Source organism: Streptomyces sp. NPDC090119 (genome assembly GCF_044747085.1).
Classification (GTDB): domain Bacteria; phylum Actinomycetota; class Actinomycetes; order Streptomycetales; family Streptomycetaceae; genus Streptomyces.
Genome location: NZ_JBIVDK010000004.1, coordinates 631543 through 651011 on the forward strand (window position 1 = coordinate 631543; position 19469 = coordinate 651011).

Consider the following 19469-nt stretch of genomic DNA (forward strand, 5'->3'; position numbering starts at 1 on the left):
CCGCCCCCGATGCTGGAGTGACGGAATGGATCACGCCGCGGTACTCGCCCGCTACGACCTTGAGATGCGCCGGAACACCCGCCGCGACGCGCCAGGCGCCCGGATCGAACGGGCGGGTGCCGTGGTGCGTCAGGTGATGGACGAGCGGGGCTGGGACGGGGTCGTGTGGTCCGGCCTCGACGCGGCGGGCGCGGATCGCGCGATCGAGGAGCAGATCGCGTACTTCACGGACCTGGGCCGGGACTTCGAGTGGAAGCTCTACGGCCACGACGGGCCGGCGGATCTGGGCGAGCGCCTCACCGCCGCGGGGTTCCGGGCCGAGGAGCCGGAGACGCTGATGGTCGGCGAGATCGCGGAACTCACGCTGGAGGAACGGCTCCCGGACGGCGTCCGTCTGGTCCAAGCCGTCGACGCGGCGGGCGTCGATCTCGTGGTGGACGTGCACGAGAGGGTCTTCGGCACCGACGGCACCGCCCTGCGTGACCATCTGCTGGCCGGGCTCACGGCCGATCCCGGCACGGTCCTCGCCGTGGTCGCGCTGGCCGGGGACGAGCCGGTGGCCTCCGCCCGGCTGGAGCTGGTGCCGGGCGGAGACTTCGCCGGACTCTGGGGCGGCGGCACCGTCGAGGAGTGGCGGGGCCGGGGCCTGTACCGCGCCCTGGTCGCCCACCGCACCCGCGTCGCCGCCGCCCATGGCTGCCGTCATGTCCAGGTGGACGCCTCCGCCATGAGCCGCCCCGTCCTGGAACGCCTCGGGCTGCACGCCCTGACCACCACGACGCCGTATCTGTACAAGATGTGACCCGAGGGTCAGCGGCGGCGGCCCACCGTCCGGTCCAGTGCGGCGATGCCGACCGCGGCCAGGGCGATCTGGATCAGCCACTCGATCCAGTCCGGACCGTCGGTGTCCGCGACACCCAGGCCCGCGGCGATGGCGGTGCCCAGCAGGGCCGCCACGATGCCGACGAGGATGGTGACGAGCACACCGATGTGCTGACGTCCCGGCACGACCAGCCGCCCCAGCACACCGATCACGATGCCGATGATGATGGCGCTGATGAGTCCTGAAATCTCCATGTCCACCCCTAGTGGTCTCGGCCCCTGCTGATGTGGCAAGTGCCCGCTGCGGACGGACACAGTCCACTCCGGCGCCGCCGCCCGGGAACTCCCACCGGGAGAGTGCCCGTGGCGGCGGCCGCCGACGCGGCGGAGCGGGCGGGAATCAGGAGGCGGGGACCGTCCGCTCGGGGGTGTTCCAGCCGGAGACCCGCACCCGGGGTGCCGAACCGCGCAGATCGGCCGTGCGGTAGGTGGCGGTGAGCGTCACCGACTCGCCGGGCCAGAGCCCGACCTGATTGTCCGACCAGCGCACCGGAAGTACCGGTCGGCCCTTGCCGTCGACCAGATGGACGTCCGTCAGCAGTGAGGGCGTCCGGCCGCCGCCGGTGCGGCGCAGGGTCACCGTCGTGGTGGACAGTGCGCCGGAGGAGCGGGTGGCGGCGGTGGCCGACACCGGGACCCGTGCCATGGCGGAGAGGCCCTTGAGGTCGGCGTAGGCGGTCGTCGGTGTGTAGTACCAGTCGGTGTGCGCCCAGTTGAGGGTGTCGGGCCGGGTGGAGAGCCAGTACACGTTCCGGCTCACCTCCCTGCCGTCCGGGCCGGTGAGCACCAGCCGCAGCAGACGGGTCCGGGAGGTGCCGCCGAGGTCCTTCGGCAGCGTGAACGCGGTGGCGTGCGCGCCGTCGCCGGGTACGCGCATCCCGGTCAGGGTGCGGTCGTAGCGCGGGGTGCCGTCCGGGTCGGACAGGGTGGCCCGCGCGGTGAGGCCGGTGGCGGGGGTGTGCCGGTCGTTGACGACGACCACCGAGCGGTCGTCGTAGGAGTACTGGACGTGCAGCGGTTCGCCCGCCTTCTTGGCGCCGAAGTAGGCGCCGTTCTGGTCGAGATAGCGGTCCATCAGCTGCCAGTGCAGGGACGTCCAGCCGCTGTTGAGCATCCAGTGCACGATCCCGGTGGCGGGCTTGTCGGCGTCGTGCGCGTTGCGCCGGTACGCCTCGAACTCGGCGCGGACGTTCTCGTACTGGGCCAGCTGCGCCTTGCGCACATAGTCGGTGAGGCCGGTCGGGGCGCCGTAGCGGGCCTTCAGTGCGTCGTTGTAGAGCTTGAGGGTGGAGAAGACCGCCGAGGGGGAGCGGTGGTACTGCTTGGCCGCCGGGGTCTTCCACAGGGTGTCCAGCTCGGCCGGGGTCATCATCCGGCGCAGGGTGTCCAGGGTGGGGATGCTGGGCCCGGCGCTGGTCTCGGAGTTGAAGCCGGTGGCGCCGCCCTCGCGCTTGGCGTACCAGTAGGCGGGCGGTACCCAGTCGTAGGGGCCGCTCATCTTCATGCCCGAACGGCCCAGCTGCGGCGCGGAGTTGTCGGAGGCGGCCGGGATCACGGGGGTGGGCCAGTCGGCGGCCGCGAGGGCGTCCAGGTAGTTCTTCTCGATCGTGGCGTCCGGTGCCGCGTCGCTGCCGATCAGGAAGGAGATGACGCTCGGGTGGGAGCGCAGCCGGGCCGCCTCGGCGGCCATGGACGCCTTCGCCACCACATGGTCGTCCGCGTCCCACTTCTCCCCGGAGCCGTCCTCGTTGACCTGGCCCTCCCATTTGTCGCAGCACTCCCAGCCGGGCAGCGTGAGCACGCCGAGCCGGTCGGCCAGGTCGAAGAACTCGTCGGGCTCGATGTGCCCCTCCAGCCGGACCGTGTTCAGCCCGAGGTCGAGGACGTACCGCAGCCGGTCCTCCACATAGCGCCGGTCCCAGCGCAGGAACTGGTCCGGTGACCAGCCGCCGCCCCGGATCTGCAGCGGGCGTCCGTTGATCCGGTACTGGCGGGCGCCGTCCTTGTCCAGGGGCGCCCGGACGTCACGGATGCCGAAGTTCTGGTGCGCGGTGTCGGAGACGGCACCGGCGACGGAGGCGGTGAGCCTCAGGCCGTACAGCGGCTGCCCGCCCATCCCGGCGGGCCACCACACCCTCGGGGCCCGTAGGCGCAGGCCCGGGACGTCGGCGGGGGAGAAGGTGACCGTCCGCGACTCGTGCGCGGCCAGCGGGACCCGGCGGGTGAGCGTGGTCCCGGCGACGCTGCCGGAGACCAGGGCGGTGACATCCCGGCCGGTGTCGTTGCGGACCCGCGCCCGCACGGTCAGGTCGGCGGTGGCCAGCGACGGCACGGCCAGCTTCGTCACCACATGCGCGTCGCTCAGCGCGACCGGCCCGCCGCGCCGGACCAGGACATCGCGGACCAGGCCCATGTTCTGGTCCGGGGGCGGCTGCAGCCAGTCGAGCCAGCCCATGCTGAGGTCGCGGTTCGGGTCGTTGGGCCGCACCCGGAAGGCGACCGTGTTCCGGCCGGGCCGCACCAGCGGGGTGATGTCCAGCTCGTGCCGGGTGTACGCGCCCTTCACCTGCGCGTCCGTCGCCACCCGGTGGCCGTTGACATGGACTTCGGCGGCCGGGACGACCCCGCTGAAGTCGAGACGGGTGCGCCGGGAGGTGTCGGAGAGGGTGAAGTCGGAGCGGTACCACCAGGGCACCTTGAAGTCGGCCTTCGGGATCTTGCTCAGGTTGGTCGAGCGGAACGGGTCCGGGTAGCGGCCCTCGGCCAGCAGCGCGGCGAGGACGGTGGAGCGCGGGCCCGCGCGGTGCCAGCCGCGTGCCGGGTAGCCGGGGGAGGAGACGGCGGCCGCCGACTCGCGGACCTTCGCCGTGGACTGGAGCGCGAAGGAGGCGAGCGGGGTGGCCGAGCCCGCCGTGTCCGGGACGCGGGTCGCCCCGGCGGCCGGGCGCGGGGCCGGGGCGCGGTCCTTCGGGCCCGCCCAGGCGGTGGTGGTGAGGGTGCCGATCAGGCCGAGGAGCGCGGCGGCCGTGGCGAGGCGGCGGCCGGGGGCGGGGCGAGCGGACAGGGCGGACTCCAGCCTCGAGAGGTCACGGAACGCTGTGGCCCGGCTCAAGCTAGAAAGCGCCGCGAACCGTGTCAAAGACCTCCGGCCGGGACGCGCCGCCCCCACGCACGAGGAGGCCGGTCCGCTCCGGCGGACCGGCCTCGCGTCCTTCGTTGTCGATGGGGGGCTCCGTACGGTCCTCCTTCCGTCGAACCGAGCGGACTCGACCGCGTCCGGTGGGCCAGCGGTGGAGTGCCGCGTATCGCGTATCCGTCTATTCTGCGCCTTTTATTCCTGTATGGGTAGGGGGGTTCGGGCATTACTTCGTACGGAATTCGGTCCCCACCCGTGGAGCGGTCCCGCCCCGCTCAGACGGCCGCCTCCACCGGCTCCGGCCGCTCGATGCCGCGGCGCAGCCGGTGCAGGCCCCGGCGCGCGTGGCTCTTCACCGTGCCCAGCGGCCAGCCCGTGCGGGCGGCGATCTGCGGCTGGGTGAGGTCCTCGTAGAAGGCCAGGTAGAGCACCCGCCGCTGGGCCGCCGGGAGCCGCCCCAGCTCGCGCCGGACCAGGAGCCGGTCGAGCACCGTCTCCGGGTCCGCTGAGGTCTCGGCGGTGAGCGCGGTACGGGACAGGGTCGCGGCCGCCGCCGCGACCAGCTCGCCCCGCCTGGCACGGGCCGCCAGCGCGTCGAAGATCTTGCGCCGGGTGATGCCGACGATCCAGCCGCCCAGCGGCCCGCGCTCGGGGCGGTATCCCGAACGGCCGCGCCAGACCCCGAGGAACACCTGCTGGGTCACGTCCTCCGCCTCGCCCGCGTTCCCCAGCGCGCGCCGGGCGAGGGCGTACACCAGCGAGGACCAGCGCCGGTACACGGCCGCGAGACAGTCCTCGTCCCCCGCGACCAGGCCCCGCGCCAGCTCCTCGTCGTCGCACCCGTCCCCGGCCGGGGCCACTGGCGGCGCGGCGGTGGCGGACGGGGACGGCTGCGAGCTCATGACCTGGCTCCTCGGGTGGGGCGTCAGGTCATCGTGTGAGGCGGCCGGGGTGGGCGACAACTCGCATCGTTTCTGCGTCGTTCCCGGCGTACAGTCGTCGTATGGACGACGAAGCCGACATTCCGGTACCCGGAGCCGGGCTGACCACGGGCGCCCTCGCCCGCAGGCTCGGTGTCTCGCCCACCACCCTGCGCTCCTGGGACCGCCGCTACGGCCTCGGTCCCGCCACCCGTGCCGACGGCAGACACCGCCGCTGGACACCCGACGACGTGGCCGTGCTGGAGGCGATGTGCCGCCTCACCTCCTCGGGTGTCCCGCCCGCCGAGGCCGCCCGCGCCGCGCGCGACGCCACCCACCCGCCCGCCGACCGGTCCCCGGCCCCCGCGCCCCGCTCCCGCGCCCCCGGCGCACTGCCCCTGGGCGACGTCCGCCAGGAGTGCCGGGGACTGGCCCGCGCCGCCGTCCGCCTCGACGCCCCGGCCGTGGAGGAGCAACTGGACGGTGTCGTCGCGCAGTACGGCATCACCGTCGCCTGGCAGGACGTGATGGCGCCCGCCCTGCACGCCGTGGGCCGCAAGTGGGTCTCCTCCGGGGACCGTTACATCGAGGTGGAGCACCTGCTGTCCTGGCACGTCTCCACCGCCCTGCGCCGCCACACACCCCGGCTCGGCCCGCCCGGCGCCCCCGTCGCCGGACCCGTGCTGCTCGCCTGCGCCCCCGACGAACAGCACACCCTCCCGCTGGAGGCGCTCAACGCCGCGCTGGGCCAACACGGCGTCCCCACCCGGATGTTCGGCAGCGCCGTCCCAGCCGACGCCCTCGCCGCCGCCGTACGGCGGCTGGGCCCCGCCGCCGTCGTGCTGTGGTCCCAGGCCCGCCCCACCGCGAGCCTGCCGCTGGCCCGGCACGTCGCGGGCATCGAATGGGGGGTGCGCGGCGCCCGCGGGCAGGCCCTGATGCTGCTCGGCGGCCCCGGCTGGGCGGGCCGCTCCTGTCCGGGCATGCTCCGCCCGACCGGCCTCGCCGACGCCGTCGACACCCTCACCGCCGCCTACGGCAGCGAGCCCGCCCGCGACCTCACTCCAGCCCGCGTGCGTGCTTGAACCGCTCCAGCCCGTCCTTGAGGTCGACGATCGGGTCCGGGTAGTCCCCGGTCCGCGCCCGCTCGGTGCCGCTCAGCTTCCACGGCTCGTGCACCGCCGAGCCCTCCACGTCCGCCAACTCCTCGACCCAGCGCCGGACATAGGCGCCGTCCGGGTCGTACCGCTTGGCCTGGGTCGTCGGGTTGAGCACGCGGTTGGGGCGGGTGTCGGTGCCCGTCCCGGCCGTCCACTGCCAGTTGAGCTGGTTGTTGGCCACGTCCCCGTCGACCAAGAGGTCCAGGAAGTGCCGGGCGCCCACCCGCCAGTCCACGTACAGCGTCTTGGTCAGGAAGCTCGCGGTCAGCAGTCGGCCCCGGTTGTGCATCCAGCCCTCGTGCCGCAGCTGCCGCATCGCCGCGTCCACGATCGGATAACCGGTACGGCCCTCCCGCCACGCCTCGATGTCCGCCTCCGCCTTCTTCCCGGTGCGCCAACGGTCGCGCCGGGTGCGGTAGTCGGCGTGCGACACCTCCGGACGCACCGCCAGCACCTGCCGGTTGAAGTCGCGCCAGGCGACCTGCCGTACGAACGCCTCCGCGCCCGCGCCGCCCTCCAGCCGGGACCTGTGCACGAGTTCCACCGGGGAGACGGTGCCGAAGTGCAGATGCGGGGAGAGCCGGGAGGTGCCGTCCCCGGCCAGGTCGTCGTGCTGGTCCTCGTAGGCGCCGATCCCGGAGCGCAGCCAGGCGGTCACCATCCGGCGCGCCTCCACCTCCCCGCCCTCGGCGAGCCCCGGCGACGTGCCCGACACCGCGTCGCGGGACGGGAGTTCCTCGGACTTGACGCCCTCGGGGACGCGCACCTTGCGGGGCGCGCCGAGCGGGTCCCGCAGCGACTGCCCCGACCAGTGCCGGAAGTACGGGGTGAACACGGCGAAGTGGTCCGAGGCCGTCGGGGTCACCACGCCCGGCTCGACGGCACCGGTCACCGTGTCGTGGACGTGCAGCCTGCGCCCGTCCGCCTCCAGGGCGTCGCGCAGGGCGTGCTCGCGGCGGTGCGCGTAGCCGCTGGCGTCGGCGGCCATGTGCACCTCGTCGGCGTCCGCCTCGGCGACCACCTTCAGCACCTCGGCCACCACGTCCCCGGAGCGCAGCACGAGCCGTCCGCCGCGCTCGCGCAGCCCGGCGTCCAGGTCCCGCAGGCAGTCGGCGAGGAACGCCAGCCGGTTGGGCGCGGCGAAACCGGCGCCGTCGACGCCGTCGTCGCGCACGAACAGCGGCACCACCTCGCGGGCCCCGTCGAGGGCCGCACGCAGCGGCGGATGGTCGTGCAGACGCAGATCGGCGGTGAAGAGGACGACCGAGGTGTTCATCGAACGGCTCCGGAGCAGGGGATGCGGACGGTGGACTCTTCCGGGCGAGAGCGCCTGTTGGACGCGGACGTCAACGCCGCGCCCGCTTTTTCAGCCTCCGGTTCCGCAGCCCCAGGTCCTTCAGCCCCCGTTTCGCGAGGTTCCGGTTCCGCATCGTGGGCAGCGGACCGTGGACGGCGGCGCGCGCGATGTTGCGGGCCATCCCCCCGAACACGATCGCGTGGAACGGCGACACCGACCACCAGTACGCCTGGCCGGCCAGTCCGTGCGGGTGGAACAGCGCCCGCTGCCGGTACCGGCTGCGGCCCTCGCCGTCCGGCTCCGCGTACATCTCCAGCCAGGCGAGCCCCGGCAGCCGCATCTCGGCCCGCAGCCGCAGCAGATGGCCCGGCTCGATCTCCTCGACCCGCCAGAAGTCCAGCGAGTCGCCGACCCGCAGCCGCTCCGCGTCCCGGCGGCCCCGGCGCAGGCCCACCCCGCCCATCGCCCGGTCCATCCAGCCGCGCAGGCTCCAGGCGAGCGGGAAGGAGTACCAGCCGTTGTCGCCGCCGACCCCCTCGATCACCCGCCACAGCCGGTCCACCGGCGCGTCCACCACGATCTCGCGCTCGTCGGTGTACAGGCTGCCGCCCGCCCAGTCCGGGTCGGTGGGCAGCGGATCGCTCGGCGCGCCCGGCACCGACGCCGACGACCAGCGGGTGACCACCTTCGCCTCCCGCACCCGGCGCAGCGCCAGCCGTACCGCCTCGTCGAAGGTGAACGGATGTCCCGGCGGGTCGGGCAGGTACCGCCGGATGTCGTGCTCGCGGCACACCACCTCGTACCGCAGCGATTCGGTCAGCGGCCGGGCGATGGACGCGGGCACCGGCGTCACCACCCCCACCCAGTGGCTGGACAGACCCGGCGTGAGCATCGGCACCGACACGATCAACCGACGCGGCAGATGGGCGAGCTGGGCATACCGGAGCATCATCTGCCGGTACGTCAGTATGTCCGGCCCGCCGATGTCGAAGCCCCGGTTCACGTCCTCCGGCAGCGTCGCGGAGCCCACCAGCAGCCGCAGCACGTCCCGGACGCCGATCGGCTGGATACGGGTGTGCACCCAGCTCGGGGTCACCATCACCGGCAGCCGCTCGGTGAGATAGCGCAGCATCTCGAACGAGGCCGAGCCGGAACCGATGATCACCGCAGCGCGCAGCACGGCCGTCGGCACACCGGACGCCAGCAGGATGTGCCCGACCTCCGCCCGCGAGCGCAGATGCGGGGACAGCTCCCGCTCCGGCACCCCGGCCGGGGTGAGCCCGCCGAGGTACACGATCCGGCGCACCCCGGCCGCCTCGGCCTGCTCGCCGAAGTGCCGGGCCGCCTTGCGGTCGGTCTCCTCGAAGTCGTCACCGCTGTTCAGCGCGTGCACCAGGTAGTACGCCACGTCGACGTCCCGCATCGCCTCGGCCAGCGAGTCGGGGTCCATGACATCGCCCTGGACCACCTCCACGTCACCCGCCCACGGCTGGTCGCGCAGCTTGCGGGGGGTACGGGCCAGACAGCGCACCCGGTGTCCGGCGGCGAGCAGCTCCGGCACGAGCCTGCCCCCGATGTAGCCGGTGGCACCGGTCACCAGACAGCGGAGCCCGCCCGCGGAGTCGTCGTCGTTCATCGTTTCCGGCTCCTTGGCCTCGGTCGTCAGCCCGTGGTCCGCCACGGCTCCCTGTGATCCCTTCCCGCCGGACGCGGTATGCGGATGCGGGTTGTGCCGGACGGCGTACAACGGCATGTCCGAGTGATAGCCGGGCAGCCGGTGAGGTACAGGTTCTGTGTCCCACCCGAAGCTTCCGCCGGAGGTGTCCGCCGCCATGAACTCGACAGTGCTGGAGCGTTTCCCCGCAGGCTCACCGCGCGGCTCCTGGCCCGCGGAGGAGTACGCCGCCGCCCGTCGCGCCGAGGGCGAACCCGCGACGGTGATCATGGACCTCAAGTCGGACGCGTTCCTGGTCGTGGTCGAGGGCCGCGCGGACGACTGAATCTCGTCCCCCGGGAGAGGGAATCCGACCGACGCGGGCTGCGATACTGCCGGTTCATGAGTGAGGAACCGGCGGGAGTCGGCGCGGCGGTCACCCTGGGCCTGCTGGCCGCCTGGGCACTGCACGACGCGGAAGAAGTGGCCACGGTCCCGCGCTGGACCCGTACGCGGGTCCCGGAACTGCGCGCGCGACGGCCCCGGGTCCCGGAACCGGTGTGGCGGCGCCTCCGGCCGGTGACACCTCGTGAATTCACCCTCTCGGTGGCGGGAGTGGGGGTGCTGGTGGCGGTCGTGTCGGCCGAGGGGCAGCGCACGGGCGGCCGGTCCGCCGTCTTCCAGACCGCCCTGACGACCTTCGGGCTGCACGGGGTGATGCACCTCGTCCAGGCGGTCGCGCTGCGGACCTGCACGCCGGGTTCCGTGACCAGCCCGCTGGTGGTCATCCCGTTCACCCTGTGGGCACGGGGGCGACTGCGCCGGGCCGGGGTGCTGCGGCCCACGCGGGCCCGTGATCTGGCCGGCGGGGCGGCGGTGGCGGCGCTGGGTGTGGCGGGCAGCCACGCGCTGGCGGGGCGGTTGACGAGAGGCCGGCCGGCGCCTACCGCTCCCCGAGCGCTCGCAGATGGGCCTGCCGCGTCTCGGCCGTCTGCCCCTGGATCAGGAGGAACATCCCCTCGCGGGCGAGGCGTTGGGACCGGGAGGTGAGGGACATCGCACGGCCGCCTCCCGCCAGCACCGCCGCCGTGGTGGCGGTGTCCAGGGCCGCGTACGCCTCCGCCCGTACCGCCAGGCGTTCGTCCACCCGCTCCAGCGGGGACGGGTGGTCGGCCAGGGCGTAGGCGCGGGTGCGGATGTCCGCCAGGCGGGTCCGCAGCGGGGACGCCGTGTCGTCGTCCAGCAGGGACAGGGCCGCCGCGGCGATGCCGAAGACCGCCGGGCTGGCGTTCAGGGTCTTCGCCCGGTCGGTGGGGGCCCACTCCGCGTACGGGAGGCGCAGGGCCAGCGAGTCGTCGGGTACGCGCAGGCCGTCCAGCTCCAGGGACACCGTCCGGGCGGCGGTCAGGGCGGCCAGGCGGAGCGGGGCGGAGGGGCGCAGGCCCGGTTGCTCGCGGGCGGCCACGAAGGCGAAGACCGCCTCGTCGTCGTCGGTCAGACCGGCCAGGAGGAGGACGTCGTTCAGTCCCCAGCCGGTGCACCAGGGCACCCTTCCGTCGAAGCGCCAGCCCCTGCCGTCGTGGTGGGCCCGCACCGGAACCCTCGGGTGGGCGCGGAGCTGGGCGTACGCCACGCCGGACAGCAGTTCGCCGCGTGCCAGCGGGCCCAACAGGCGCTCGCGTGCGGCCGGTTCACCCCGGGCGAGGACCTGGACCGGGGTGTGGTGCTGGGACTGGACGAACCAGGTCGAGGCGCACGCGCCCGCCAGGATCTCCGTGACCTCCCGCATCACGGCGGGCGGTGCCGCCCAGCCGCCGTATCCGGCCGGGGCGTTCAGGCCCAGCAGCCCGGACCGCTTCACGGCCTCGACGTGGCTCGCGGGCACGCCCTCCTGGTCCACCCGCTCCGCCTCGGGCACCAGCAACTCCGCGGCGAGCAGGCGGGCGCGGCCGACGAGCGGGTGATCGGTGATCGTCATGCGCGCATCCCTACCCCGCCCGCCCCGCCCGGCACCTGTGGCACACTCCGCCGATGACCACCGAAACGATCACCGCGGCGGACTCCGGCACCCACCCCCTCGGCGACCTCCCCGTCCATCGCGTCGGTCTCGGCGCGATGCGGCTCACCGGCAACGCCGCCTTCCACCTGGGCACCCCCAGCGACCGGGCCCGCACGCTGGCCGTCCTGCGCCGGGCCGTGGAACTCGGCGTGAACCACATCGACACCGCCGCCTTCTACTTCTCCTCCCTCCGCTCGGCCAACGAACTGATCAACACCGCCCTCGCCCCCTACGCCGACGACCTGGTCATCGCCACCAAGGTCGGCCCCTTCCGCGAACAGGACGGCTCCTGGGGCACCGCGGCCCGCCCCGACCAGCTGCGCGGCCATGTCGAGGAGAACCTCCGCCAGCTCGGCCGCGACCACCTCGACCTCGTCTACCTGCGCCGCATGGGCCAGGACTCCGTCGCCGAACACTTCGGCGCCCTCGCGGAGTTGAGGCAGGAGGGCCTGATCCGGCACCTCGGCATCTCGGCGGTCGCACCCCGGCACCTCGACGAGGCCCTGGCCATCGCGCCCGTGGTCGCCGTGCAGAACCGGTACGGGCTCGACACCCCTGGACCCGAGGGGAAGGAACTGCTCAGGCTGTGCGGGGAGCGCGGCATCGCCTTCGTCCCCTTCTACTCCGTCGCCGGGGAGACCGGTGAACGAGGCGCGCACGAACGGGTCGTGGCCGACGCGGACGCGGCGGTCGCGGAGGTCGCCGAGGCTCACCGCGTCAGCCCCACCCAGGTCCGGATCGCCTGGACCCTCCACCAGGGCCCGCACGTCCTCGCCATCCCCGGCACCGGCGACCCCGCCCATCTCGCGGAGAACATCGCGGCGGGCGCCCTGGAACTCACCGACGACGAACTGGGCCGCCTGAACGCCTTCCACGAGTAGCCGAGCACCCCGCCGGACCCCCCGCAGGAGATGACTGGCGCCCCGGTAGTTTTACGTATAACCTCTCCCGCTAACCACCCCCCACCGGAAGGCCCCGATGCGCCGCGTTGCCCTGGTCACCCTCGTCGTGGACGACTACGACGACGCCATCCGCTTCTACACCGAGGCCCTCGGTTTCCGGCTGGCGGAGGACGAGCCCCGCCCGGACGGCTCACGCTGGGTCGTCGTGGAGCCCGGCACCGAAGCGGGCGCCGGGACCGGCCTGCTGCTCGCCCGGGGGAAGAACGACGACCAGCGCGCCCGCGTCGGCGACCAGACCGGCGGCCGCGTCGGCTTCTTCCTGCACACCGACGACTTCGCCCGCGACCACGCCCGCATGACCGCCCACGGAGTGACCTTCCTGGAGGACCCCCGCCACGAGCCGTACGGCACGGTGGCCGTCTTCCAGGACCTCTACGGCAACCGCTGGGACCTGCTCCAGCCCGCCGCCTGAACGCCGCACGCATCCCACTCGCCCCATCCGCGATCCCATCCGCACGACCCGCCGAGGAAGCACGCCATGACCGCGCCCCGCATCGACACCGAGACCCTCCGACGGCTCCCCAAGGCCGTCCTGCACGACCACCTCGACGGCGGTCTGCGTCCCGCCACCGTCATCGAACTCGCGGCCGCGGTCGGCCACACCCTGCCCACCACCGACCCCGACGAGCTGGCCGCCTGGTACGTCGAGGCCGCGGGCTCCGGCGACCTGGTCCGCTACATAGGCACCTTCGAGCACACCCTCGCCGTGATGCAGACCCGCGAGGGACTGCTCCGCGTCGCCGAGGAGTACGTCCTCGACCTCGCCGCCGACGGCGTCGTCTACGCCGAGGTGCGCTACGCCCCCGAGCTGAACACGCGCGGCGGCCTGACGCTGTCCGAGGTCGTGGAGACCGTGCAGGAGGGTCTCGCCGCCGGTATGGCCAAGGCGGCCGCCGCCGGGACGCCGGTACGCGTCGGCACCCTGCTGTGCGGCATGCGGATGTTCGACCGGGTCGGCGAGGCCGCCGAACTGGCCGTCACCTACCGGGACGCCGGGGTCGTCGGCTTCGACATCGCGGGCGCCGAGGACGGCTTCCCGCCCGCCGACCACCTGGCCGCCTTCGAGCGGCTGCGCGCCGAGAGCGTGCCGTTCACCATCCACGCGGGCGAGGCGTACGGCCTGCCCAGCATCCACCAGGCCGTCCAGGTCTGCGGCGCCCAGCGCCTCGGCCACGGCGTCCGCATCACCGAGGACATCGTCGACGGCAAGCTCGGCCGCCTGGCGGGCTGGGTCCGCGACCGCCGGATCGCGCTGGAGATGTGCCCCACCTCCAACCTCCAGACCGGCTGCGCCACCTCCATCGCCGAGCACCCCGTCACCGCCCTGAAGGACCTCGGCTTCCGCGTCACCCTCAACACCGACAACCGCCTGGTCTCCGGCACCACCATGACCCGCGAGATGGCGCTGCTGGTCGAGGAGGCGGGCTGGACGGTGGAGGACCTGCGCACGGTCACCGTGAACGCGGTCAAGAGCGCCTTCATCCCGTTCGACGAGCGCAAGGCGCTCATCGAGGACGTCGTCCTGCCGGGTTACGCCGCAGCGCTCTGAAGCAGCCCCTTGACGTAGGCGGCCTGTCCGAGGTGCTGGAGATCGTCGGACAGGACGCTCACCAGGCGCACGCCCAGCGTGACCGGCGGCTCCCAGCGCTCGTCCACGACCCGTTCCAGATCCTTGGCGGCCAGCGCCCGCAGCACGCCGAGGGTCTGGTCGTGCACGGCGTCGTAGTACCCGGCCAGCAGCACGGTCGACGGGACCCGCACCTTCGCGGCCTGCTCGGGGGTGTGGCCGTAGCCGATGTCGTCGTGCGGCAGATCCAGGTCGAAGCGGTCGGCCCAGTCCAGCGACAGCCACACCTGGTCCAGCCCGAAGGCGTCGGCGACGTGGTCGTCCTGCACCCGGCTGAGATGCCACAGCAGCCAGGCGATGGAGTTCGCGCCGGGCGCGGGGGAGTGGTCCAGGTCGTCCGCGCCGAGGCCGTCGAGCACGGTGTGGACTTCTTCCCGGATACGGTCGTAGCCCTCGATGAGGATCTCCTTCGCGTACATGTTCCCACCCTCGCGCATCCCCGCCCCCGGCGCGAGGGCGTGACGTCACCGGGCTTCGGCGCGCTCCGTGTCCGGGGTGCCGAGCAGGGCGATCAGCGCGCGGGCGGCCGGGCTGGTGGCCCGCTCCGGGGGCAGCAGGGCCACCGTCTCGTACGCGGCCTCGTCGACGCCCTTCAGCGGGAGCGCGGTGAGTGAGGTCCGCTTGTGCCGGAAGTGCCGGGGGACGACCGCGATCCCGAGGTTCTCGTCCACCAGGTCCAGCAGGCTGTGCACGTCGTTGACCTCCAGGGCGACCGTACGGCGCACCCCGGCCGCGGCGAACGCGGCGTCCGTGGCCCGGCGCGGCCCCCAGTCCGGGTGGAAGTCCACGAACACCTCACCGGCCAGGGCGGCGGGGTCCGGCACCGCCCCGAGTTCGGCGAGCCGGTGCTCCGGATGGCACAGCACGGTCATCGGCTCGCCGGCCAGCGGCAGCGAGCGCAGCTGGTCGCCGTCGGCCGGGACGCGGTAGGCGAAGGCGAGGTCCAGGCGGCCCGCCGACACCCCCTCGGCCAGCGCTCCCGAACCGCTCTGCCGCAGCCGGATCTCCACGTCCGGGTGCTCCCGCCGGAAGGCGGCCAGCAGCCCCGCCACACGCACCCCGGCGATGCACTGCTCGGCGCCCAGCGCCAGCGTGCCGCGCAGCACGCCCTGCACCGCCGCCACCGCCTCGTGCGCGGAGCGCACCTGGGCGAGGATGCGCTCGGCCTCCACCAGCAGCGCCCGCCCGGCCTCCGTCAGCGTCACCCGGCGGGTGGTGCGCACGAACAGCGGCGCCCGCAGCTCCCGCTCCAGGGCGCGGATCGACGCCGACAGCCCCGACTGGGACACCATCAGGCGCTCGGCGGCCCGGGTGAAGTGCTGGTCCTCGGCGACCGCGACGAAGTGCTGGAGATGACGCAGTTCCATGATTGAGAAGCCTAGCCGCTGAAATCCATCGGATTCTCCTGTTGGACCGCTGACCGCGCTCCGGTGAAGAGTGGGGGAGGCTGCCGGACACGTATGGGTCCGGTGCCGGGAAGACCGTGTGCCAACCCCTTATGGAGTCGCGTTGTACACCGCCCACCCCGACCGCTACGCCGACCTGCCCTACCGGCGCTCCGGACGCAGCGGACTGAAGCTCCCCGCACTGTCGCTCGGCCTGTGGCACAACTTCGGCCCCGACCGGCCGGTGGAGACCCAGCGCGCGATCCTGCGCCGCGCCTTCGACCTCGGGATCACCCACTTCGACCTGGCCAACAACTACGGCCCGCCGCCCGGCGCCGCCGAGTCCGCGCTCGGCGAGGCCCTGAAGGCCGACTTCACGCCGTACCGCGACGAACTGGTCATCTCCACCAAGGCCGGCTATCTGATGTGGCCCGGCCCCTACGGCGAGTGGGGCTCGCGCAAGTCCGTGCTGTCCTCGCTCGACCAGAGCCTGACGCGGATGGGCCTGGACCACGTCGACATCTTCTACTCGCACCGCTTCGACCCCGAGACCCCGCTCGAAGAGACGATGGGCGCGCTGCACTCGGCGGTCCAGCAGGGCAAGGCGCTCTACGTCGGCGTCTCCAACTACTCGGCGGAGCAGACCCGCGAGGCCGCGCGCATCCTGGGCGAGCTGGGCACCCCGCTCCTCATCCACCAGCCGCGCTACTCCATCCTCGACCGGCGCCCGGAGGACCAGGGGCTGCTGGACACCCTGGACGAGCTCCAGGTCGGCTCCATCGTCTACTCCCCGCTGGAGCAGGGCCTGCTGACCGGCCGGTACCTGGACGGCATCCCGGAGGGCTCCCGCGCCGCGAGCGACAGCCCGTTCCTGAAGTCCGACGCCGTCACCGAGGACCTGGTCGCCCGACTGCGCGCACTGAACGAGATCGCCGCCTCCCGCGGCCAGAGCCTGGCCCAGATGGCGCTCGCCTGGGTGCTGCGGGGCGGACGGGTGACGTCCGCTCTGGTCGGGGCGAGCAGCGCCCAGCAACTGACGGACAGCGTCGGCGCCATCCGGAATCTGGAATTCGACGCGGAGGAACTGGCCCGTATCGACGCCATCGTGAAGACTTGAACTCGCCGGAACGCCAGTAGCGGACGGCCGAGGTTTTTTCCGCCTTCACAATTTCTTCGCGTATTCCGGCGCGGATGCGGGTGGCGCTGAATTCCTGCCATGCCGTGGAAGCGGTTCCGGAGCAGAGCCCAGGGGAGCCTCACCCCTGGGCTCTTGCCTTGCGGGGACTGGCGAGCAGGGCTGCGGCGCGCCGTTCACGGGCGATAATCCGCCAACTGATGCGGGGCGCTCCCGCGCGTCACATGATTCGGCCAGAATCGGGGCATCGCATATGCCAGGAGAGTGGCCGGAAAGACATGGTGACAGTGTTTCCGATGTGGCGATACTCGAATTGCCAAGGGCACTTCACCGCACAGGAGCCGCACGGAAAAGAGAGGGACCGGTCGGCACACCGGCGAGGCAACGGGGGAGTGATCGTGCACGATGAATTCCTGTGCCATGTCACCGCGTACGGGATCTGCGGCGGTCAGCGGGTAGGCGTACCGCTCGGCACCTACCGCGCGCCCACCCTCGCGCTCGCCCTGTGGTGGCTGCGGGACCGGGCCTCCTGGATCGCCGAGCGGCTGGACCCCAGCCCCGAGGGCGAGAAGATCCCGGCGGGCGCCCTCGTCCCCGTCGCGGACACCGTGGCAGACGTCCCCACCCTGCTGCGCGCCTGGTGCTCCGACGACACCCGGCAGGAACTGGTCGCGGACGAACTGGCCGGCGGACGCCTGGTGCGGATCGCGGCGAGCGACGACACCACCGAGTACGAGCTGCTCGCCGAGTCGGTCGACGCCCTGCGCATGCAGCGCACCGTCCCCGCCTTCGTCGTCCCCGTCGCCTGACCGCGAAACCCCAGGTCCGGCCCGGTCGTGGCGAACTCGGTGAAGATATGTGAAGGGCGAGCACATCGGGGGGAATGTGCGGCCCGAGTCGGGGTACGTGCAACACAGGCAACAGGCGACCGGCCGGACCGGGCATTTCGAGAGAGACACCATGACCGAACACCTGGGCGTGGCAGTGGCAGTGATACCGACTGGTTTCGACGTACCCGTGGAACCCCTTCGGCGTACGGCGCACTACACCGGAGAGCCGGGATGCATCGCCGACGCGCGGGCCTTCGCCAAGCGCTTCCTGGAGCAGCTGCGGACCGAGTGGTGCGCCACCGTCGACAGCCGGACGGGCGGGGACCTGCTCCTGGTCGTCAGTGAGCTGGTCACCAACGCCGACCGGCACAGCGGGGGCCCGTACATCCTGGAACTGGAGGGCACCGACAGCGCGGTCACCGTGTCGGTGTACGACAGCAGCGTGGCGCTGCCCCGCTGCTTCCCCAAGAACCCCGAGCGCGTCGGCCACCACGGCCTGGAGATCGTGCGCGCGGTCGCCTCGGAGATCATCGTGGACCGCGTCCCGGTGGGGAAGCGCGTGCGCGCCCTGATCCGGCTGGACGGCTGAGCGGACAGCAGCACGGCCCTCCTGGAGCAATGAACGCCGACCGCGATCCGGTCGGCGTCTTCGTGTGTCCGCATCTTCCTGGCTTCACGGTCGAGCAGGCATGACGAAGGGCGGCCCGGCCGAACCGGACCGCCCTCTCACCTCAAGGTGTCAGAACCGTGATGCTCAGGCGCAGCCCAGCTCGCCGAGCATGCCCTGGCGCAGCCGCGAGATGATGCGCTTGATCAGACGGGAGACGTGCATCTGCGAGCAGCCGAGCTTCTCGCCGATCTCCGCCTGGGTGGCCTCCTCCACGAACCGCATGTGGATGATCTGCCGGTCGCGGTCGCTCAGTTCGGCCATCAGCGGGGCCAGCGCGTGGAAGTCCTCGACCAGACGCAGGCCCTCCTCCTCGACGCCGATGAAGTCCGCGAGGACCGCCTCGCCGTCCTCGCGGCCGTCGCCGGTGAGGGCGGCGTCCAGCGAGCTGGAGTTGTAGCCGTTGGAGGCCAGCTGGCCCTCGACGACCTGCTCCACGGTGATGTTCATGAGCGTGGCCAGCTCCGCCACGGAGGGGTCGCGGTCGAGTCGGCTCGACAGCTCCTCACGAGCCTTGGCCAGCTCCACGCGCAGCTCCTGGAGGCGGCGCGGGACGTGCACCGCCCAGGTGGTGTCGCGGAAGAACCGCTTGATCTCGCCCACGATGTACGGCAGCGCGAAGGAGGTGAACTCCACCTCGCGCGACACCTCGAACCGGTCGATCGCCTTGATCAGGCCGATCATGCCGGTCTGGACGATGTCCTCCATGTCGTCGCCGCGGCCCCGGAAGCGTCCGGCGGCGAAGCGCACCAGCGACATGTTCATCTCGATGAGGGTGTTGCGCGCGTACTGGTACTCGTGCGTGCCCTCCTCCAGCTCCGCCAGACGGCGGAAGAACTGCCGTGAGAGCGCCCGCGCGTCACGCGGGGCCACGGCTGCGGGGTCCGCGATACCAGGAAGGATCTCCTCGTCCGTCCTGTCCTGCGCGGTCTTCTCCGCGACCTCTGCCTGTGACCGGATGCCGACGGCGGTGTCCATTACCTCTCCCACGTAAGTCACGGTTCGACGACTGCTCCCCCCGGCCCCGGTCTCCCTGGGCCACGGATGCCGCGTGGTTACCGGCTACCCGGCAAACCCCGCCCCATGCACGTCTTCTTTCACGGGCCGGGTACCCCCGGTCACGCGACGCATGCAGACGAATTTCGACCTGGCTCGAAATCGACGATGTGGCTTGATCTTATCGGCCTGCGACCGATGAGTCCCGGGGCGGGTGGCGGTCGGTACTGGTGAGCGCGCGACCGGCGCGGCGATTCGCACAGGAGGCCCCATGTCCCACGGTGGTTTCACCACATGTCTCTGGTTCGACGGCCAGGCCGAGGAGGCGGCGCACTACTACGTGTCCGTCTTCAAGGACTCCGGCGTCGGCCGCGTCACCCACTGGAGCGAGGCGGGCCCCGGTGAGGCCGGGACCGTGCTCACCGTCGAGTTCACCGCCAACGGCCAGAAGTTCGTCGCCCTCAACGGCGGCCCCGAGTTCAAGTTCACCGAGGCGATCTCGTTCCAGATCCTCTGCGCCGACCAGCGGGAGATCGACCACTACTGGAACCGGCTCATCGAGGACGGCGGCGAGGGCGGCCCCTGCGGCTGGCTCAAGGACAAGTACGGCGTCTCCTGGCAGGTCTGCCCCGAGCGGCTGCTCGACATGACCAGGGACCCCGACCCGCAGAAGGCCGCCCGCGCCTTCGGCGCCATGATGAAGATGGGCAAGCTCGACCTCGCCGCGCTCGAGAAGGCGTACGCGGGCGAATGACCGGC

General features: G+C 72.6%; 20 protein-coding genes. 11 read left to right on the forward strand and 9 right to left on the reverse strand.

All coding sequences use genetic code 11. The features are described from left to right. The first annotated feature begins 25 nt into the window (after positions 1 to 25). A complete protein-coding gene (locus ACIPPM_RS20575) occupies positions 26 to 802 on the forward strand; it encodes a GNAT family N-acetyltransferase (protein WP_401449732.1) in 777 nt (258 codons plus the stop codon). A gap of 8 nt (positions 803 to 810) precedes the next feature. Here the strand turns inward: ACIPPM_RS20575 and ACIPPM_RS20580 are convergent, their stop codons facing one another. The 3 genes from ACIPPM_RS20580 to ACIPPM_RS20590 form a co-directional block, all read right to left on the reverse strand. After that, entirely contained in the window at positions 811 to 1077 is a 267-nt protein-coding gene (locus ACIPPM_RS20580) for a GlsB/YeaQ/YmgE family stress response membrane protein (protein ID WP_393592916.1), read from the reverse strand. Between the two features lie 145 nt (positions 1078 to 1222). Next, complete coding sequence (locus tag ACIPPM_RS20585) at positions 1223 to 3946, reverse strand: glycosyl hydrolase 2 galactose-binding domain-containing protein (RefSeq protein WP_401450144.1); 2724 nt, start codon at positions 3944 to 3946, stop codon at positions 1223 to 1225. A gap of 347 nt (positions 3947 to 4293) precedes the next feature. Next, entirely contained in the window at positions 4294 to 4920 is a 627-nt protein-coding gene (locus ACIPPM_RS20590; protein ID WP_401449734.1) for an RNA polymerase sigma factor, read from the reverse strand. Positions 4921 to 5021: 101 nt separating this feature from the next. On the opposite strand from ACIPPM_RS20590, the gene ACIPPM_RS20595 reads away from it, so the two are divergent. Beyond that, positions 5022 to 6023 (forward strand): MerR family transcriptional regulator, encoded by a 1002-nt coding sequence (locus ACIPPM_RS20595; RefSeq protein WP_401449736.1) that lies wholly within the window; start codon positions 5022 to 5024, stop codon positions 6021 to 6023. Here ACIPPM_RS20595 and ACIPPM_RS20600 read toward each other — a convergent pair. Both ACIPPM_RS20600 and ACIPPM_RS20605 read right to left on the reverse strand, forming a co-directional pair. Then, complete coding sequence (locus ACIPPM_RS20600; RefSeq protein ID WP_401449738.1) at positions 5998 to 7374, reverse strand: cryptochrome/photolyase family protein; 1377 nt, start codon at positions 7372 to 7374, stop codon at positions 5998 to 6000. The two genes, ACIPPM_RS20595 and ACIPPM_RS20600, sit on opposite strands and share 26 nt — an antisense overlap. 70 nt (positions 7375 to 7444) lie before the next feature. Next, the gene (locus ACIPPM_RS20605; protein ID WP_401450146.1) at positions 7445 to 9031 is read right to left on the reverse strand and encodes an SDR family oxidoreductase; all 1587 of its coding nucleotides are present in this window, start codon (positions 9029 to 9031) and stop codon (positions 7445 to 7447) included. A gap of 196 nt (positions 9032 to 9227) precedes the next feature. On the opposite strand from ACIPPM_RS20605, the gene ACIPPM_RS20610 reads away from it, so the two are divergent. Then, positions 9228 to 9395 (forward strand): hypothetical protein, encoded by a 168-nt coding sequence (locus ACIPPM_RS20610; RefSeq protein ID WP_388998013.1) that lies wholly within the window; start codon positions 9228 to 9230, stop codon positions 9393 to 9395. A 56-nt stretch (positions 9396 to 9451) separates the two neighbouring features. Then, entirely contained in the window at positions 9452 to 10099 is a 648-nt protein-coding gene (locus ACIPPM_RS20615; protein WP_401449740.1) for an HXXEE domain-containing protein, read from the forward strand. Here the strand turns inward: ACIPPM_RS20615 and ACIPPM_RS20620 are convergent. Beyond that, on the reverse strand, positions 9993 to 11027 hold the full coding sequence (locus ACIPPM_RS20620) for an acyl-CoA dehydrogenase family protein (protein WP_401449743.1): 1035 nt from the start codon (positions 11025 to 11027) through the stop codon (positions 9993 to 9995). The two genes, ACIPPM_RS20615 and ACIPPM_RS20620, sit on opposite strands and share 107 nt — an antisense overlap. A 53-nt stretch (positions 11028 to 11080) precedes the next feature. Between ACIPPM_RS20620 and ACIPPM_RS20625 the strand changes: the two genes are divergently transcribed. The 3 genes from ACIPPM_RS20625 to ACIPPM_RS20635 all read left to right on the forward strand — a co-directional run bounded on the left by ACIPPM_RS20625 (position 11081) and on the right by ACIPPM_RS20635 (position 13619). Continuing rightward, a complete protein-coding gene (locus ACIPPM_RS20625; RefSeq protein WP_401449745.1) occupies positions 11081 to 11989 on the forward strand; it encodes an aldo/keto reductase in 909 nt (302 codons plus the stop codon). Positions 11990 to 12086: 97 nt separating this feature from the next. After that, positions 12087 to 12482 carry a VOC family protein gene (locus ACIPPM_RS20630; RefSeq protein WP_401449747.1) on the forward strand — a complete coding sequence of 132 codons (396 nt, stop codon included), beginning with the start codon at positions 12087 to 12089 and terminating at the stop codon, positions 12480 to 12482. A gap of 66 nt (positions 12483 to 12548) precedes the next feature. Further along, the gene (locus ACIPPM_RS20635; protein WP_401449750.1) at positions 12549 to 13619 is read left to right on the forward strand and encodes an adenosine deaminase; all 1071 of its coding nucleotides are present in this window, start codon (positions 12549 to 12551) and stop codon (positions 13617 to 13619) included. On the opposite strand, the gene ACIPPM_RS20640 is transcribed toward ACIPPM_RS20635, so the two are convergent. Further along, positions 13601 to 14116, reverse strand: coding sequence for a DinB family protein (locus ACIPPM_RS20640; protein WP_401449753.1), 516 nt, complete (start codon positions 14114 to 14116; stop codon positions 13601 to 13603). The two genes, ACIPPM_RS20635 and ACIPPM_RS20640, sit on opposite strands and share 19 nt — an antisense overlap. A 45-nt stretch (positions 14117 to 14161) precedes the next feature. Then, on the reverse strand, positions 14162 to 15064 hold the full coding sequence (locus ACIPPM_RS20645) for a LysR family transcriptional regulator (protein ID WP_401449755.1): 903 nt from the start codon (positions 15062 to 15064) through the stop codon (positions 14162 to 14164). 142 nt (positions 15065 to 15206) lie between these two features. Here ACIPPM_RS20645 and mgrA point away from each other — a divergent pair, with 142 nt between their 5' ends. The 3 genes from mgrA to ACIPPM_RS20660 all read left to right on the forward strand — a co-directional run bounded on the left by mgrA (position 15207) and on the right by ACIPPM_RS20660 (position 17636). Continuing rightward, a complete protein-coding gene (mgrA, locus tag ACIPPM_RS20650) occupies positions 15207 to 16199 on the forward strand; it encodes an L-glyceraldehyde 3-phosphate reductase (protein ID WP_401449757.1) in 993 nt (330 codons plus the stop codon). Positions 16200 to 16615: 416 nt separating this feature from the next. Next, positions 16616 to 17026, forward strand: coding sequence for a hypothetical protein (locus ACIPPM_RS20655; protein WP_393592897.1), 411 nt, complete (start codon positions 16616 to 16618; stop codon positions 17024 to 17026). A gap of 151 nt (positions 17027 to 17177) precedes the next feature. After that, complete coding sequence (locus tag ACIPPM_RS20660) at positions 17178 to 17636, forward strand: ATP-binding protein (protein ID WP_393915170.1); 459 nt, start codon at positions 17178 to 17180, stop codon at positions 17634 to 17636. Between the two features lie 165 nt (positions 17637 to 17801). Here ACIPPM_RS20660 and ACIPPM_RS20665 read toward each other — a convergent pair whose 3' ends face one another. Beyond that, on the reverse strand, positions 17802 to 18692 hold the full coding sequence (locus ACIPPM_RS20665) for a SigB/SigF/SigG family RNA polymerase sigma factor (protein ID WP_388997986.1): 891 nt from the start codon (positions 18690 to 18692) through the stop codon (positions 17802 to 17804). 289 nt (positions 18693 to 18981) lie between these two features. Between ACIPPM_RS20665 and ACIPPM_RS20670 the strand changes: the two genes are divergently transcribed. Next, entirely contained in the window at positions 18982 to 19464 is a 483-nt protein-coding gene (locus ACIPPM_RS20670) for a VOC family protein (RefSeq protein WP_401449760.1), read from the forward strand. Positions 19465 to 19469 lie beyond the last annotated feature (5 nt).